Here is a 15946-nt window from a genome sequence, read left to right as displayed (position 1 = left end):
AGACCCGTTGATATTGATTCTTTTGCTATTATATACCTTACCAAAGTGAACACCTATCTACAGTGTGTATTTATTGATATATAAGGTATTTTTAAAAATATACTTAATTTTTATTGGTTGAATAAAAAACAGTGTATGTATTATTTTGTGATAATAACGTAACGGTCTATATTTAGTTCTAATTGAGATTATTATCATTAATAGATGCTGTGAAAATCATAGATACAGGTAACTAATATAATATTTCCTAACAGGGAGAGTGTAATGTGGGCAACGTTAGATTTTGAAGCATCAGGACTCTCCGAATTTTCTTATCCTATTGAGGTTGGGTATTCATTACCTAATGGTAAAGATCATAGCTTGTTAATTAATCCGTTATCAGCAAGTGATGACTGGGTATATTGGGATGATTTTTCTGAGTCACATATTCATAAGATTACTCGCTATGAAGTAGAAAGTAATGGTAAACAGGTGGTTGATGTCTGTCGGCACCTTAATACTGTACTTGGTGAGTATGAATTGGTTTTTTGTGATAGTGAGTGGGATTTGTTTTGGCTTGGAAGGTTATATCATGCAGCCCATATGCGGCCCTCATTTATGTTGACTGAAATTTGTTGTTGGTTAAAGCAATATAATGGTCTTGAGCGAGAGCATTTTCAATTAGCGCTTGAACGACAAGGCCCAGTTCAACATCGAGCAAGTCATGATGCGAAACAAATTCGTCTAGCACTGGATGCTTTAGTCGGTAATCGTTAACGCTATTATATTTGTAATGAGTACGTTTATTATTGGTTGAATGGGTAATGCCGACTACAATATGCGCATGTAAAGTATAAGTATATGAGATTGTTAAGTGGAATCTGCGTCTAGTTGTCATCCATCACTTCGTGTCGCGATGTTTAATATTTCGATGTCTGACTGTGAATCAGAAAAAATATTAGCATTAACCGCTAACCCGAATATTACACGCTTGCGACGTTTAGCCGCCATTATTCAACATGCTGCTCCTGATGTAATATTACTGTGTGAATTTGATCATCTTGGAGCAGGGGGCGATGATGGTGCACTAGCTAATTTTTGTGATAATTACTTATCAGTTGCTCAATATGAACAGCATCCTATCGAATATCCGTATCGATTATGTCCTGCAACCAATACCGGTTTATTGACAGGGATAGATTTAAATAATGACGGTATCATTTCATTGCCAGCGGATGGAATGGGGTTTGGTCATTTTCATGGCAATTTTGGTTTTGTATTATTATCTAAATACCCAATCCAAGACAATAATATCCGTTCATGGCAACATATGTTGTGGAATAATCTGCCGAATACATTGATTCCTCGTGATTTTTACAGCGCAGAAGCGGTAAATTTATTACGATTATCTTCTAAGAATCATCTTGTTATTCCTATTCAACTTGAGCAGCAAGTGATTAATTTGGTATGTTGCCATCCAACCCCGCCTGTTTTTGATGGCCCTGAACGTCGAAATGCCAAACGTAATCATGATGAAATTCAATTAATTTGCGATATTCTCGATGATGCCGCGTATTTAAAAGACGATAATGGCAATACTGGGGGCTTGAAGCGCGAACAATCATTTATCGTATTAGGTGATCTTAATGCTGATGTGATTGATGGTGATGGATTAAAAGCGCCAATTAAACAATTACTTAATCATACTCGAATTAATCAGCAGGTCAGTCATGGACCATTAACGCCAAAAAGTATGGGTGGTAGTGAATATAGACCGTGGCAACGACGCAAGGGACGCAGTAATGAATGGACCCATTTAGGTGGAATGCGTTTAGATTATGTTCTGCCATCGTCTAACTTAACGGTATTAAAAAGTGGTGTGTTTTGGCCTGAAAAAGGTCATCCATTACGACAATTAATACTTGATGATAAAGGGCGAGAGAAGCCACTAGCAGGATCTGATCATCGATTAGTTTGGGTTGATATTGCTTCTTATAGTGTATAAGTGCAGCATGAAAATTAAGATATTAACAGGTAGATTTGGTTAGATAGTGAGACGTTAATTTATTGACAAAACAGCGATAGGGAACATGCTGTTTTGTCTCGTAGGGTTGATTGCAGTATTAGAAGTATTTACCACGAATCGTATTAAAGTTTTCTTTAAGTGCGCAGGTCGTAAAGGTTTTAATTACCATAGTGTCGGACCAATAACTAGCTGACCAACCTGCTTTTTGTTTGAGCAGTTGTATAAATTGCAAGGTTGATAACCCTCGACGCCAAGCGCTTGGTAATACCACAGTTTGTACGTGTCGATCCGTTAGTTGCACCCCTTGCTTATGATGAGATAAATACTCAAACAATTCAGCTTCAGTACTAAATGGTTGTATAACCAATGGTGATAGCACTTCTACTTCAATACTTAAATCATCAAGTTGATCTTCTGCAAGTGGCATAAAACGGCGATCTTCATAAGCACTACCAATCGCTTTGTTATGCATTTCTAATATTAAAGGCTTAGTTGCAATTGTAGAACCGATACAACCTTGTAGTTGACCGTTAACTTCTAATGTCACAAAGCACGCTGCGGGTTGCAACATTTTACGATTATAGTGATCAAGATTAGGTGCCGAAGTTGAAATTGCTTTTTCTGAAAAATGACCTCGAATGGCATCACGGGCAATATCCAGTAGCTGCGTGAGTTCACCTTTATTGTATGTTTGATGTGTGACAGCTGAAATATCCACCAGTGCTCTCCTTTTTGAATAATATAAAGTATCAATACGTCCGTATATGAATAATGAATGACGCAAGCATGTCGAAAAAAGGTATTTATAAAATGTTTGTCAGTGATTAAGTCAGTGATTAAAAAAACCTTGTACTGGCAATAACTTATTCCACTGTCCTAATTAATATCATCTATTTTTGATGATTATTCAATATATGTTGAAGTAAAAAGTGTTAACTTGTTTGTCAAATTTATGCAGTTTGTAACTTTCATATGTTTGCACCGCCAAATTGATGAAAGTGTGTAATATTTGTGCTTTTTATGCTGTTTTTTTCGATTGTGTTGTTTATAAATTTTACTCATCACTCAGATTGTTTTATCGTGAATACCATTTTTAATTGATGAAGATAGATGAGTTTATGAGCAGTGATCAAGGTTTGACAATAGAACAGTTAACGGAATACAAGAATGTAATCATTACACAACCTAATTGTCCGTACTGTGTAAAAGCGAAAGCATTACTTGACCAACAAGGTACAGAGTATTCAACATTAGTATTAGGGCAACAATTAACTAAAACAGTGATGGCTGATTTTATTCAACACGTTGCCAATGTTAATGTACGCACAGTACCGCAGATTATTTTAGCGGGTCACTATATTGGTGGCCATGATGATTTAGTTGCATATCTTGAGCGTCAAACTGATACAAATGATTTTGATGATTTTGAATTATAAAATCATTGCAATATAAACTAAAAAGGGCTGATGGCCCTTTTTATGTATTAACACGAGAGATACCAACGATGAAATTAGATTTTTCGCAACTCAATAAGCAAACCAAGAAATCTTTTAGTGATCAGCATGCTGTTATTAAAAAAGTTATGCAGGGTAAAATAGTGGCCTGTGAGCAATGCCGACAACCTTTAATGCTTATTACACCAGAACAAAGTGAACAGCCGGGTATTGGTTGTTTAAAAGGCTGTACTTTTATCTCTCTTGAATTTAGTTAAGCGATTTTTACGATAGAGAGACTATTATTTTTGGTGTTGTTTTGATTAAAATACCACCAATTATTTTAATTTCTGCAAACTTAATAATTAATTATAGGTCATTTTTTTTGGTTTTCTTATCTTGCTAATAGTTTTTATTCACGCTTAAAATACATGAATAAATAAAGACTTATCCAGCCTTGTAATATGATAAATAACTATAACAATTCCTTCTCTATTTATATCGAATATTACTGTTTGCCTTATTTCGCCATTATTCTATTTAATCTATTGATTAAAAAGAATAAAAATAATTTTTTGTTGTTATCGGTGCATATAAAAAACAGTTAAAAATTTCAAATGAACTAAAGTTGTAGCAATAGATGGTTAGAGTTCAAAGAAAAAAACCATTGTTGTGATTATATTTAATTAATAACAACAGATAAATTTCTCTTGTAAAAGAGTTAAATCAAGCTATATGGCTGTTTTGTCTGTCTATTGACAGTTCTCATCTACTAATGGTTATATAATGGTGCTTTGATTTTTGTTTACATGACTAAATATTATAGTTAAGGCGATACCTAACAGGATGTAATAAATGAGTAAACACGATAAATATAGTATAGATAATACGGATTACACTATTGGTCAAGATAATGTCCAAAAGTGGGGATTCGATGTACACAACGCCGTTTTTGGTGTGAGTGCTGGACTTATAATCATTTTTTTAGTTGCGATTCTAGTTTCAGATCCAGCAACCGCAAAAGCAGCGTTAGACAGCGTAAAAGGAGCGATTGTTAATCAGTTCGCTTCTTTATTTATGTGGGCAGCTAACTTCTTTGTCTTTTTTTGTTTAGCACTAATTATTTCACCTTACGGTCGTATTCGTATTGGCGGACAAAAAGCAAAACCTGATCATTCAACATTATCATGGTTATCAATGCTTTTTTCTGCAGGTATGGGTATCGGTTTAATGTTTTGGAGTGTGGCTGAGCCAGCAGCCTATTTTACCGGGTGGGGTGGTTCAACACCATTAAATGTTACACCTGACACGCCAGAAGCATTTAAAGTTGCGATGGGTGCAACAATGTATCATTGGGGGTTACACCCATGGTCAATTTATGCTGTTGTTGGCTTGTCTATGGCATTCTTTTGCTATAACAAAGGCTTACCGCTTTCTATTCGTTCGGTATTTTACCCTATTTTAGGCGATCGTACTTGGGGATGGGCTGGGCATATTATTGATATTCTTGCTGTTTTAGCCACACTTTTTGGTTTGGCTACTTCATTAGGTTTAGGTGCACAGCAAGCAGCAAGTGGTATTAACCATGTATTTGGGATGCATGGTGGTTTATGGCTGCAAATAACGATCATTGTTGTTGTGACGATGGCTGCGATTTATTCCGTGGTTAAAGGCATTGATTCTGGGGTTAAATTACTCAGTAACATTAATATGCTTGTTGCGGTTGTATTACTTATTTTTGTTACCTTGGTTAGCTTCTCTGTTACGATGGATACCTTACCAAAAACAATTATGGGCTATATTGAAAACTTTATTCCATTAAGTGATCCTAATAATCGTCCTGATGAAAAATGGGTACATAGTTGGACAATCGTTTATTGGGCATGGTGGATTTCATGGTCTCCGTTTGTAGGCTCATTTATTGCTCGTATCTCAAGAGGCCGTACGGTTCGTGAATTCTTAATTGCCGTTATTATTACGCCTACAGTTGTTACATCATTATGGATGTCTGTATTTGGTGGTCAAGCTATTCACCAAATCATGGATCATATTGGTACGTTAGGTACAAAGGGTATTACTGAAGTACCGTTAGCGATGTTCCAAATGTATGATGCATTACCTCTGGGTAGCATTTTATCGTTTATCTCTGTTATTTTGATTTTAGTGTTCTTTGTAACATCATCAGATTCAGGTTCATTGGTTATCGATAGTATTACTGCTGGTGGTAAGATTGATGCTCCAATCCCACAACGTGTTTTTTGGGCTTCAATTGAAGGTTTGATTGCGATTGCGTTATTATGGGTTGGTGGTACGCAAGCAATTCAAGCATTGCAGGCGGGTACGATTTCAACAGCATTACCGTTTACGTTTATTTTGATTGTGATGTGTATTAGTTTATTAATGGGCTTTAGAACTGAGCGTTATAAATAACGGTTCAGTTTAATCATTGAAATAAAGTTAACGTAATAAAAAAGCAGCTTTCAGAATAATCTCTGAATAGCTGCTTTTTTTATCGCACCGTTTCATGGGAGTCGCTACGTTATTCCCAAAGCTGACTAATAGGAGTGTCAGGCTGAAAGTGGTAAGCAATTTGTGCTTGGAGTAATTCTGCGGTTGCTAAAGAATCAGTTAAAGCATGATGTGGTTGATAAGCTGGAAGGCCATAACGAGAACGGCATTTACCTAAGCGTACTGAACCTGGGCGTTTGCCTTTTAATTTATTCCACAAACCGCCAAATTGTTGTTGTTGGATGGTAGCTTCAATCGCTAAAGTATCAACAACGGGAAATTGAATGCCTTCACCTAACCGGATTTTTAACGCGCGATCCATAAACTGGCGTTCAATATTTTTGTAATGAACCACCACGACTTTTCCTGCAAGTGAATCTAATACTGTTTCAAGAATACGGCGTAAATCCGGCGCTTGCTGAACATCAGAGTGAGTGATGCCATGAATAACGACGGAATCTTCTTCTAATTTCACCTTTGGTTTTACTACCCAGTGTTGTGATTCTCGGCAATAAATACGATGAAGATCAAATGGTACTAATCCAATACTCACAATATCGTCACTGCTTGGATTGAGCCCTGTTGTTTCAAAGTCGAGAGCAACAAAAGGGACTTCACTCAGTGGTGTATCTTCAGTAATCATTCCTGCCTGATAATAAGATTTTATTCGGCTATCTTGTGCTTCTTGTGCCAACCGCTTAAAACGTAAATGCCAGTCTGGTGTTGGTACATTACGAATAAAGTGCGCAGAGGCTGATTGTTTTGATCCATGATGAAACATTAATGGCTCTTTTTATTAGCGTGCTGACTGATAACGAAACTTCACAAAGTTTTGTGCTTTACTTAAAATTTGGAAAGCATCTTTGAGGTTACGACGTTCAAAATCAGACATGTTTTCAGGCTCTATACTGTTGTCTGGTTCGATTTCTGCTTCAATATCGAGTGCTTGGTGACGAATACGAACAAGTGAAATATATTCCATCGCATCACGTAAATCTTGCGCACGTCCTGGGGGTAAAATACCGCTATCGATAATATCATCAAGGCGTTCGAGAGAATTTTGTGAACGAGAGCCGACAGCAAGAGCATGTACGCGAATTAAATCAGCTAACGGTGCAGTGCCACGACGTTTAAGATTTATCGAGTTGTTATGTCGACCATCTTTTTCCATGACAAAATCTTTGAAAAAGCCTAATGGTGGTGTCCGGTTTAAGGCATTACGAGCAAGACAAGCTAAGAAACGAGGGCTATTACGGGCGCGGCGAACGATAAACCCATTGAGTTGTTTTGCCCATTTCGTTTTTCCCCATACACCACCAAGATCAAAGAATATTGAACTGTTAAGTAATGCAACGGGTTTAGGATTATCAATCCAGTCGGCAAAACAATCTTCCCATTGCTGGCGGGTTTTTCGCCATTCAGGGTTGGTTGCCATAATATCGCCAGTACAGTAGGTGTAACCACATTCAGCGAGGCCATCACAGACAAATTTAGCCAGTTTTTCAAAGTAGGCGTTATGTTTGTCATAGTTGAAATGATTATCAAGAATAATGGCATTATCTTGGTCCGTAACAATAAGTTGTTCATCACGTGCCATTGAACCTAAGGCTAGAAAGCAGTAAGGCACTGGTGGTGGACCATATTCTTCTTCTGCAAGTTCAAGTAAGCGTTGTTTAAAGCTACGGCCTATCTCTGCCATCGCGCTGCCAATCATATGAGAGTTAGCATCTTCATTCACCATTCGTACAAAACAGTCTTTAACTTGCGTGGAGAGTACCGTTAATTCTTCGACTGATTGTTGTTGATAGATACTACTCACGAGTAATAAGCTGTTTTGAGATTCATAGCGCACAATATCTGAGACACTAATAATGCCAAGAGGGTGCTTATTACGCATTACTGGTAAGTGGTGGATGTTAGAACGCAGCATGGTTAGCATGGCTTCAAACACATAAGCATTATGATCGAGTGTGATTGGATCTGCTGACATCATAGTAGAGACAGGCTCTGCAGTAGAAACGCCAAGTGCCAATACGCGAGTACATAAATCACGATCAGTAATAATACCTACAATTAAGTCATTATCATCATCGTCGTCAGTGATGTTTTCATCGCAGATTAAGAGGGCTGAGATCCCTTCTTCAGCCATGGTTTGGGCTGCAACTTGAATGGTCGCATTTTGATCAAGGATCACGGCATCACGAGTTAACAATGTACGCACTTTAGATGTGGTGAGATCATTTTCATCATTTTGGCGTGATACTGCATGTCGAAGGCGAGAACCATCATCAACTTCAACAAAGTCAGCAAAGCTATCGTAGTCGTCACAGAGCTTGGTAAAGAGACTATCAGGGATACAGTAGAGTAGAGTGTCTTCTAAGGCTTTGGCTGGCATTCTAACGCGATTATTCATCAATAATCCCATTTGACCAAAAATATCACCTTCATCTAAGCGGTTATATAGCTCTCCTTTACGGCGATATACTTCAACAGCACCACTACGAATGAGAAATAAATCATTAATGCTATCACCTAAGTTTAAAATCATGCTGTCTGCACGGTAATAAGCCACTTCAATTTCGATTGCTAGTTCATTCAATTGCTCTTCTGGTAGCAAATCGAAAGGTGAATATTGGCTGATAAAATTAAGTATTTCTATTTGTTCAGCTTCCATATCTCAGTCCGTATCAATAAAAAAATAAGAGCAAGGCTCGGCAGATAATAATTAGAGAGCGATAGATATTATATTGTTACAAAGTGTCTATCACTTATCGAATTGTAACCTATGCATGTGTGGAAATCATATATTGTTAGTGATTAACAATTACAGGTGTAAGTGTTAATTATCCTATTTATAGCAAGGCGGTTGATCATTATTTGATATTGTCAATAAGTGAGCAGTGTTGATTTAAGCGATCTGGCTCATAACTTTACACTTAATTGAGTAGCAGAAAATAGCGTAAAAATAAGGATAATTAGTAATATTTTATTATTAATATTTAAACAATATTTAAACCTAAAAAAAATGAAAATCTAGAGCATTATGAGGATGATGATAAAACAGAATGTATTACGCTTTTAAAGAGTCCGTTTCGATATATGTATTGCCATCTAGCGTTATCTATAGCGAGGGAAGATATGAAGATTGTATTTTTGGGTGAAGCATTAGTTGAGCTTAACCATTCGCCTCGACATCAAACATATGGTGGTAATATTGTTAATCGTGCTTTATATCTGGCGCGGTTAGGAGGGTCTCGTAACATTAATGTCAGTTATGCGACCTGCATCGGCATTGAAAAGGTGTCAATGAAAATGCTGCAATGCTGGCAACGAGAAAATATTGATACCAGCTTAGTGAAATGTCTGGCAACTAAATTTCCTAATTTATGCTTTATTGAAACCGATAATCATGGTCAACGGCATTATCATTATTGGAATAAAGATAATGCAATGCGCTATTATTTTTCTTATGGCCCTGCGTTATTAAACCATGCTTTGATTAATAATGGCTATGATGCGATTTACATTAGTGGCAGCAGCATTGCAGCCTTACCAGATGATGATAAAACATTACTATTAACATTACTTGATGCGCATAAGAAAAAAGGGGGAAAGGTTTATTTAGATAATAGTTTCCGCAGTGATTTATGGTCAACAAGACAGGCCCAATATTGGTATGAAAAAATCTTTCCTTATGTTGATATCGCTTTTGTTGATTTAAATGATGAAATGCGAATTTGGGGCAGTTCTCGTGCTTTAACTCAACGTTATATTAAATGGGGGTGTCGTGAGGTTGTATTTAAACAAGCCAATAAAAACGAATGCACAGTGTGTAGTTTAGTGATTACTTCAAAGTCACTATTACGAGTCGCAAGTATAAAATTAGCCATTCAACATGGTGATCATATTGCAGAGAATGCTTTTGTTGCGGGGTATCTTGCTGAAAGAATTAACAAACAAACGATTACACAATCATTATTGTTAGCCCAAAAGCTCAGTCATAGAGTAACAACATGCTCTGATGCCATTATTCCTTCTGATTCAATGCGTGACATTATGTAGTTTATTGTATGCCATATAATCGGAACGGCTTGTTTTGTATGTAAAATAATCAAACGATCATAAAATTTGAAAATGCAGTTGACTCAACTCCAGCAATCCGTACAATGCACCCCATACCACGAGACATCAGCGTCTTCTGGTTAGGAAATATGGCGCGTTGGCAGAGTGGCTATGCAGCGGATTGCAAATCCGTGTACCTCGGTTCGACTCCGGGACGCGCCTCCATACTTCCTCTTGCGACACTAGCTCAGCTGGTAGAGCGCAACCTTGCCAAGGTTGAGGTCATCGGTTCGAACCCGATGTGTCGCTCCAAATTAAAAAATATGGCTAAATAGCGATATTTATAGATGGTGTCTTACCCATCGCATTAAATTGCGTGCCCTGGTGGTGGAATTGGTAGACACAAGGGATTTAAAATCCCTCGGCGTTCGCGCTGTGCCGGTTCAAGTCCGGCCCGGGGCACCATCTCTTCTTTTACATAGGTAAAGGAAGTTGTTACAACAGAATTAAAAGATATGGCTAAATAGCGATATCTAAAGATGGTGTCTTACCCATCGCATTGATTTGCGTGCCCTGGTGGTGGAATTGGTAGACACAAGGGATTTAAAATCCCTCGGCGTTCGCGCTGTGCCGGTTCAAGTCCGGCCCGGGGCACCATCATTTAAAAAAGCTCATCATTAGATGAGCTTTTTTTTCGTCTGTTGTTTATTGAATGTATGAATATTCACGTAATGTAGATTAACCTCGTGCATTAATACTGTTTTTTAGCATCACCTGAGCGAATAATACAGTTTCTGGTAAACTCAACAGCCTCATTTGCACTCCATTCTCCCTTGGCTTTCTCTTTTAGTTGTTGACACCATTTTTCGCTACCGACGGTTGGTGAGCATGCTGACAATAAAAAGACAGCAGTTAGCAAAATTAAAATTGTTTTCATTGGTATCCTTTCTTTTATGCGGCAGTAAATTCGATTATTACTTGATCATGATTACAGCTTAGGCAGTTTAAAGCATTATGTTAATTATTTAATACTACACTCAGTTAGGAATAACGACATTATCTTTACACCGATGTTGTGAGTCGCCAGGAGGGCAAATGAAATTAAATTGTGATATGGGGGAAAGTTTTGGTGCGTGGAAAATGGGCAATGATAGTGATGTAATAACGTCGATTTCAATGGCAAATATCGCGTGTGGATTTCATGCGGCAGATCCAGACACCATGGCTGAAACTATTCGTTTAGCAAATCAACATGCAGTTATGTTAGGTGCGCACCCTAGTTATAATGATAAGTTAGGTTTTGGTCGACGTCATATAACGCATTCTCTGCCTGCAATTGCTCATTTGATGGCATACCAAATTGGCGCATTAGAAAGTTTGTGCCAATTACATGCTTCAACCCTGCATTATGTCAAACCTCACGGTGCGCTTTATCACGATATGATGATGGATGAACAAATTTTCATTACTATCATCAAAACATTACACCAACTTAATCGTTACCGTTCTCAGCCATTATCTTTGATGGTACTTTCACGTAAAGATAACCATCGTTATCAAGTTATTGCTGATAATTATAATGTGACACTAATACTTGAGGCTTTTGCTGATCGCACCTATTTAGCGTCAGGGATGCTTATGCCTCGCGATCAACCCGGTGCGGTATTTAATACGATAGCCGCGATCAAGCAGCAAATGCGGTACTTATTGCAAGGGAAAGTACCAACTCAGGATGGAAGTTGGTTGTTCTTAGCGGTTGATTCGGTGTGTGTACATGGTGATAATCCGCAATCAATTCAAGTCGCAAAAGAGTTAGCGACATTAATTACAGCAGCGCATCATTCTTGTGATAACGGCAAATAATATGGAAATAACCCCAATATCCGAAGGCACATTAATGGTTGAGTTTAGTGCGGTTATTAGTTCTGAAACAACCCAATGTATTGCAGATTTTATCGCTCATATCCAACAACAATACGGCCCATTTATCGTCGAAATTGTGCCCTCATACACCAAAGTGATGGTGCAATATAAGTTAGGACAGTGTGATTTTGTTCAATTACAGCAAAGCAGTTTGCTGTGGTATCAGGAATATAAGATTGAACGGCAATCGATATCAGTAAAACAACATCATTTAGCGGTTTATTATCATCCCGACGTTGGCCCAGATTTACATTCTTTAGCAATATCACGTCAGTTAAGTATTGAGGCTGTGATTGAATTACATAGTCGTCAAATTTACGAGGTGGGTGCTATTGGTTTTGCACCGGGTTTTGCGTTTTTATCTGTTGTTGATGAGGCTATTGCCGTCCCTCGACATTCGACGCCTCGACAATATGTTGCAGCGGGGAGTGTGGGTATTGCTGAACAACAAACGGCTGTCTATCCTCAAAAGAGCCCTGGCGGCTGGCATATTATAGGTAATTGCCCTCAATCAGTATTTGAAGCGCAGTCTTATCCTCAATCTTGTTTTGCTATTGGTGATAAAGTGAAATTTGATCCTATTGAACGCGCTCAATTTTTGGATCTTGGAGGCGTGATATGCCCAAGTTAGCAGTAATAAATGCGGGAATATTATCATTAATCCAAGATCTCGGTCGTTATGGTGCTGCTCAGCAAGGCGTTACTCAAGGTGGTGCAATGGATTTGCATGCTTTTTGTTGGGCGAATTATCTCTTATCGAATGATAGTAATGCTGCTCAATTAGAATTAACGGTGGGTCTCGCTTGTTTTGAGGCGTTAGATGATTGTCAGTGTGCGTTAACGGGGGCTGATATGGCAGCAACCATTGATGGTCAAGCAATAGCCCCATGGCAGGCATTTTTGCTTAAAAAAGGTCAAAAATTACAATTTGGTGCGGCTAAATATGGTTTTCGTGCGTATCTTTCCATTCGAGGTGGCTTTAACGTCCCCAAAGTATTTGGTAGTGCCGCAACGGTTATGCGAGAACAATTAGGAGGGTTGATTCAAGGGAGTGCATTGAAAAATAACGATATCCTTGATAGTTATGATGCGCCGTTATTGACAACATATTCAACGGTACCGAGTGATTACATTCCCGATTATAGTGCAGATATTGTGTTACATGTTATTGAAGGTTATCAAGCAGAATACTTTACCGCTCAGCAAAAAGGGCTTTTTTATCGACAACGTTATCAGGTTTCTTCGACGTCAGATCGAATGGGATGCCAGTTAGAAGGCGAAGAAATCACGGGATTAGCCATGGAATTAATCTCACAACCTATTGCTGTTGGCGCGATTCAAATTCCACCAGATGGATTACCGATAATATTACTAAATGATCGGCAAACATTAGGTGGGTACCCTATTTTAGGGTGTATTACGCGGATGGATTTATTGCGTCTTGCTCAAACTAAGCCTAATGATGAAGTTAAATTTAAAGCCGTAACAGCACAATTATTGACGCAGTATCAACAGCAATGGTTCGATTTTTGTCGTTTTTTCACATTACCCTTTTAGAAAATGATAGGTTAGATAAGTCATATAATAATAAGAGGCAGTGATATGTATATTTTTGGTTATGGCAGTTTAATCAATGCTTACTCGCGTCAACGTACTGGTAATACCGGGAATGCGATACCGGTATTAGTTGATGGGCTACAACGGTATTGGGGGAAAATAGAGGGAAGTTATCCTATTTCACCTTTAGTGGTTGTACAAGAAAAAGGGCAGTGTAATGGCGTGCTGGTTGAGGTTGATACGTTAGCACTTGCTGAATTTGATAAGCGTGAACATGGTTATCAGCGGGTAGAAATTCAATGGGACAATATTACTGGTGTAGGTAATCAGCCTTTAGAAGTAAAAGGTTCGGTATGGGTTTATGTTAATAATGATTTTTGCTCGCCATGTTGTCAAAAGCCGATTATTCAAAGTTATGTTGATACGGTTTTAGCCGGATGTTTAGCCATTTCTCCTCAGTTTGCTGAACTGTTTATGCTAACAACGAAAGGGTGGCAACATGCTTATGAGAATGATCGCCATCAACCTAAATACGGCAATTTAGCGCATGTCTTTGAGCAAGAGAAAAGCATTATTGATCAGTTAGTCCAATCGGCAATAATACGTTCGAATCAATCGTTATAAAAAGAAGAAGTGTAATGGCTAAGCCAAATAAGAAAGGACCGGTAAAAACGGTTGATGTGTTATGTTGCCACTGTAAAACGCTGTTATTTAAATATCGCAAAGGCGGTAAAGGCGCATTAGTGAAATGTTTTAAAGAAAGAATCAGCAAAGATTTTACTCAGCAAGCCTGTACTTGTCCTGAGTGTAATACCGTATTTGCACGTGAAATGTTAGTACGGGGAACGCCGGCATATAAAATTATTGGTGGGAAAGCGATTGCGAAATGATGAACATCAAACAGCCATTTAAAAATGACGGTTTGATGAGAACGTAATTATTTAATTAATACGGGAGCAGGACAATTTATTTGCTTGCTAATTAATACCGCTTTTAAATCGAGTAATTTACGTTTATAGGTTGCACGTACTAGTTGATAGTCAACGGAAGGGGCAAACCATAATGACAATTGACGATCACTTTTCTTTATTTGGTCAACACGAATAGCTTTTAGATCACCAAAATTGGTTGCTATTGTTTCTTCACCAACAACTTTAAAGTAGTAATGGCTAGTGTCGTCGCGATTTTGCAAAATAAAGTCAAAACTTTTCTTACCTTGCATAATATCTAATCTCATCTGTGCACCGATTGTATCACCATCTAGTATAGGTAATAAGGTCTCATTGAATTGATGTGATTTTCCGTCTTCAATTACTGTTGCTTTTGCGCCGTTATCAGTAAAAGTAGCGGTGACTTTACCTGTCATTAACCCCTTTATATTACGTTCAAAAGAGTCAGTCACAAAACTTTGACGTTGTGGTGACCAATGAAGTTTTGAATGTTGGTTTAATTTTGCCTTAGTGATTAATATATTGACAGTACTCTTCGTGTAAATATTTGCCTGAGTACCATTCCACACGATATTACGCTGGTAATCACCAATATGATGCCCTTCAAAAAATACATTATAGTTTAAGGTTTTATTACAATGATTATTTTCACTTGGTGATAATTGAATAGGCGGGGGATTGGCTTTATCGGGATCGTTATTTTTGTTGAAAGCACTGATGCTGGAAGACGGCGCTAATGTGTCTGCGTTGGCATTAATGGTTACGCTAAAAAAGCTAGCTAAAGAAAAAGCAATAAAAGGCAATAAACGCACAAACACTCCTGAAACAATTTAAAATAGCGGTGTTAATAATAGATGCTAATAGTCTAGCAGATGTTCCATGAAATTAACGCTGTTAATTATGATGCACTATTGAGATAACCGAGTGAATAATTAACAATTAAACAAAAAAAAGTATTTTTTAAAATATTTATTATAATCAAATGGTTAAGGTTTTATTATGAATGGTGTATTTTAATTTTGAATTTTAAACCTAATAACTTATTGTTTTTAATGTAAAAAAAATAACTGTTCAGAGCCTAATTATGTGGAAATGTTTAATCAGTAATTTGACGTAACCTACCGAGAAGCCTATTTTTATTTGGTTGTTATTTATGTATTTAACTTAGAGGAGTTGGCAATGAAAAAGATGAACTCGTCATATCGATTACAGATTATTAAGGAGGTTGCCCAAAAAAGGCAAATGCAGTCCACCGATGATCCGATGGCGAGGCATATATCTGAACTCCTTGATTGTCATCATGATACACGAGTAAGAACAAGCCCTACATTCTCGGATAATCATTATGATGATCATGTTGGTGGTTGGGTTAGTGATCTGTGGCAACCTAATAAGTAACTCATACTAGATCGAAGTGGTGATATTATTTTTAAAGGTACGATATTGCTCGTGCCTTTTATGTCTGTTTGTTTTAGGTGATATCTAAAAATTGTAGTGAGGGACTGGAA

Annotated in this window: 17 protein-coding genes and 4 tRNA genes; 16 read left to right on the top strand and 5 right to left on the bottom strand. The window is 37.6% G+C overall.

Annotated elements, in window-relative coordinates; genetic code table 11:
• Window positions 1–264: 264 nt before the first annotated feature.
• Entirely contained in the window at window positions 265–756 is a 492-nt protein-coding gene (locus BTO21_RS07110) for a hypothetical protein (RefSeq protein ID WP_045030827.1), read from the top strand.
• 97 nt (window positions 757–853) lie between these two features.
• Complete coding sequence (locus BTO21_RS07105; RefSeq protein WP_328282485.1) at window positions 854–1984, top strand: endonuclease/exonuclease/phosphatase family protein; 1131 nt, start codon at window positions 854–856, stop codon at window positions 1982–1984.
• A gap of 118 nt (window positions 1985–2102) precedes the next feature.
• Here the strand turns inward: BTO21_RS07105 and amrA are convergent, their stop codons facing one another.
• Entirely contained in the window at window positions 2103–2723 is a 621-nt protein-coding gene (gene amrA, locus BTO21_RS07100; RefSeq protein WP_045030826.1) for an AmmeMemoRadiSam system protein A, read from the bottom strand.
• 400 nt (window positions 2724–3123) lie between these two features.
• Between amrA and BTO21_RS07095 the strand changes: the two genes are divergently transcribed.
• From BTO21_RS07095 to BTO21_RS07085, 3 genes are all read left to right on the top strand, one after another.
• Complete coding sequence (locus BTO21_RS07095; RefSeq protein ID WP_045030825.1) at window positions 3124–3441, top strand: glutaredoxin domain-containing protein; 318 nt, start codon at window positions 3124–3126, stop codon at window positions 3439–3441.
• Window positions 3442–3509: 68 nt separating this feature from the next.
• Complete coding sequence (locus BTO21_RS07090) at window positions 3510–3716, top strand: hypothetical protein (RefSeq protein ID WP_045030824.1); 207 nt, start codon at window positions 3510–3512, stop codon at window positions 3714–3716.
• Between the two features lie 577 nt (window positions 3717–4293).
• Complete coding sequence (locus BTO21_RS07085; RefSeq protein WP_045030822.1) at window positions 4294–5868, top strand: BCCT family transporter; 1575 nt, start codon at window positions 4294–4296, stop codon at window positions 5866–5868.
• A 109-nt stretch (window positions 5869–5977) separates the two neighbouring features.
• Here the strand turns inward: BTO21_RS07085 and BTO21_RS07080 are convergent, their stop codons facing one another.
• Together BTO21_RS07080 and BTO21_RS07075 are read right to left on the bottom strand one after the other, a co-directional pair.
• Window positions 5978–6727 carry a 3'-5' exonuclease gene (locus BTO21_RS07080; RefSeq protein ID WP_045030821.1) on the bottom strand — a complete coding sequence of 250 codons (750 nt, stop codon included), beginning with the start codon at window positions 6725–6727 and terminating at the stop codon, window positions 5978–5980.
• 15 nt (window positions 6728–6742) lie between these two features.
• Window positions 6743–8620, bottom strand: coding sequence for a DUF294 nucleotidyltransferase-like domain-containing protein (locus BTO21_RS07075; RefSeq protein ID WP_045030819.1), 1878 nt, complete (start codon window positions 8618–8620; stop codon window positions 6743–6745).
• A gap of 464 nt (window positions 8621–9084) precedes the next feature.
• On the opposite strand from BTO21_RS07075, the gene BTO21_RS07070 reads away from it, so the two are divergent.
• The 5 genes from BTO21_RS07070 (at window position 9085) to BTO21_RS07050 (ending at window position 10665) form a co-directional block, all read left to right on the top strand.
• On the top strand, window positions 9085–10008 hold the full coding sequence (locus BTO21_RS07070; protein ID WP_045030817.1) for a PfkB family carbohydrate kinase: 924 nt from the start codon (window positions 9085–9087) through the stop codon (window positions 10006–10008).
• A 151-nt stretch (window positions 10009–10159) separates the two neighbouring features.
• Window positions 10160–10233: transfer RNA gene (locus BTO21_RS07065), tRNA-Cys, on the top strand.
• A gap of 11 nt (window positions 10234–10244) precedes the next feature.
• Window positions 10245–10320 (top strand) — tRNA-Gly (locus BTO21_RS07060).
• A 66-nt stretch (window positions 10321–10386) separates the two neighbouring features.
• Window positions 10387–10473 (top strand) — tRNA-Leu (locus BTO21_RS07055).
• A gap of 105 nt (window positions 10474–10578) precedes the next feature.
• Window positions 10579–10665 (top strand) — tRNA-Leu (locus BTO21_RS07050).
• 94 nt (window positions 10666–10759) lie between these two features.
• Here the strand turns inward: BTO21_RS07050 and BTO21_RS07045 are convergent.
• A complete protein-coding gene (locus tag BTO21_RS07045; RefSeq protein WP_065195368.1) occupies window positions 10760–10945 on the bottom strand; it encodes a DUF3012 domain-containing protein in 186 nt (61 codons plus the stop codon).
• A 158-nt stretch (window positions 10946–11103) separates the two neighbouring features.
• On the opposite strand from BTO21_RS07045, the gene BTO21_RS07040 reads away from it, so the two are divergent.
• The 5 genes from BTO21_RS07040 to BTO21_RS07020 are packed head-to-tail and all read left to right on the top strand — an operon-like array spanning window position 11104 to window position 14378.
• On the top strand, window positions 11104–11871 hold the full coding sequence (locus tag BTO21_RS07040; RefSeq protein WP_045032175.1) for a 5-oxoprolinase subunit PxpA: 768 nt from the start codon (window positions 11104–11106) through the stop codon (window positions 11869–11871).
• Between the two features lies 1 nt (window position 11872).
• Entirely contained in the window at window positions 11873–12562 is a 690-nt protein-coding gene (gene pxpB / locus BTO21_RS07035; RefSeq protein ID WP_045032174.1) for a 5-oxoprolinase subunit PxpB, read from the top strand.
• Window positions 12550–13488 carry a 5-oxoprolinase subunit C family protein gene (locus BTO21_RS07030; protein ID WP_045032172.1) on the top strand — a complete coding sequence of 313 codons (939 nt, stop codon included), beginning with the start codon at window positions 12550–12552 and terminating at the stop codon, window positions 13486–13488. The genes pxpB and BTO21_RS07030 overlap by 13 nt, the downstream gene beginning before the upstream one ends.
• Window positions 13489–13533: 45 nt before the next feature.
• The gene (locus BTO21_RS07025) at window positions 13534–14112 is read left to right on the top strand and encodes a gamma-glutamylcyclotransferase family protein (protein WP_045032170.1); all 579 of its coding nucleotides are present in this window, start codon (window positions 13534–13536) and stop codon (window positions 14110–14112) included.
• A 14-nt stretch (window positions 14113–14126) separates the two neighbouring features.
• Window positions 14127–14378 (top strand): hypothetical protein, encoded by a 252-nt coding sequence (locus tag BTO21_RS07020; protein WP_045032169.1) that lies wholly within the window; start codon window positions 14127–14129, stop codon window positions 14376–14378.
• A 47-nt stretch (window positions 14379–14425) separates the two neighbouring features.
• On the opposite strand, the gene BTO21_RS07015 is transcribed toward BTO21_RS07020, so the two are convergent.
• Window positions 14426–15250 (bottom strand): DUF3108 domain-containing protein, encoded by an 825-nt coding sequence (locus BTO21_RS07015; RefSeq protein WP_065208043.1) that lies wholly within the window; start codon window positions 15248–15250, stop codon window positions 14426–14428.
• Between the two features lie 367 nt (window positions 15251–15617).
• Here BTO21_RS07015 and BTO21_RS07010 point away from each other — a divergent pair, with 367 nt between their 5' ends.
• Window positions 15618–15836, top strand: a complete 219-nt coding sequence (locus tag BTO21_RS07010; protein ID WP_045032168.1) for a hypothetical protein — start codon at window positions 15618–15620, stop codon at window positions 15834–15836.
• The last annotated feature ends 110 nt before the right edge of the window (window positions 15837–15946 follow it).

The sequence above is a fragment of the Photobacterium phosphoreum genome, assembly GCF_002954725.1.
Taxonomy (GTDB): Bacteria; Pseudomonadota; Gammaproteobacteria; order Enterobacterales; family Vibrionaceae; genus Photobacterium; species Photobacterium phosphoreum.
Note: the sequence above shows the minus strand (reverse complement) of the source record. Positions and strands in the feature narration are given on the sequence as shown.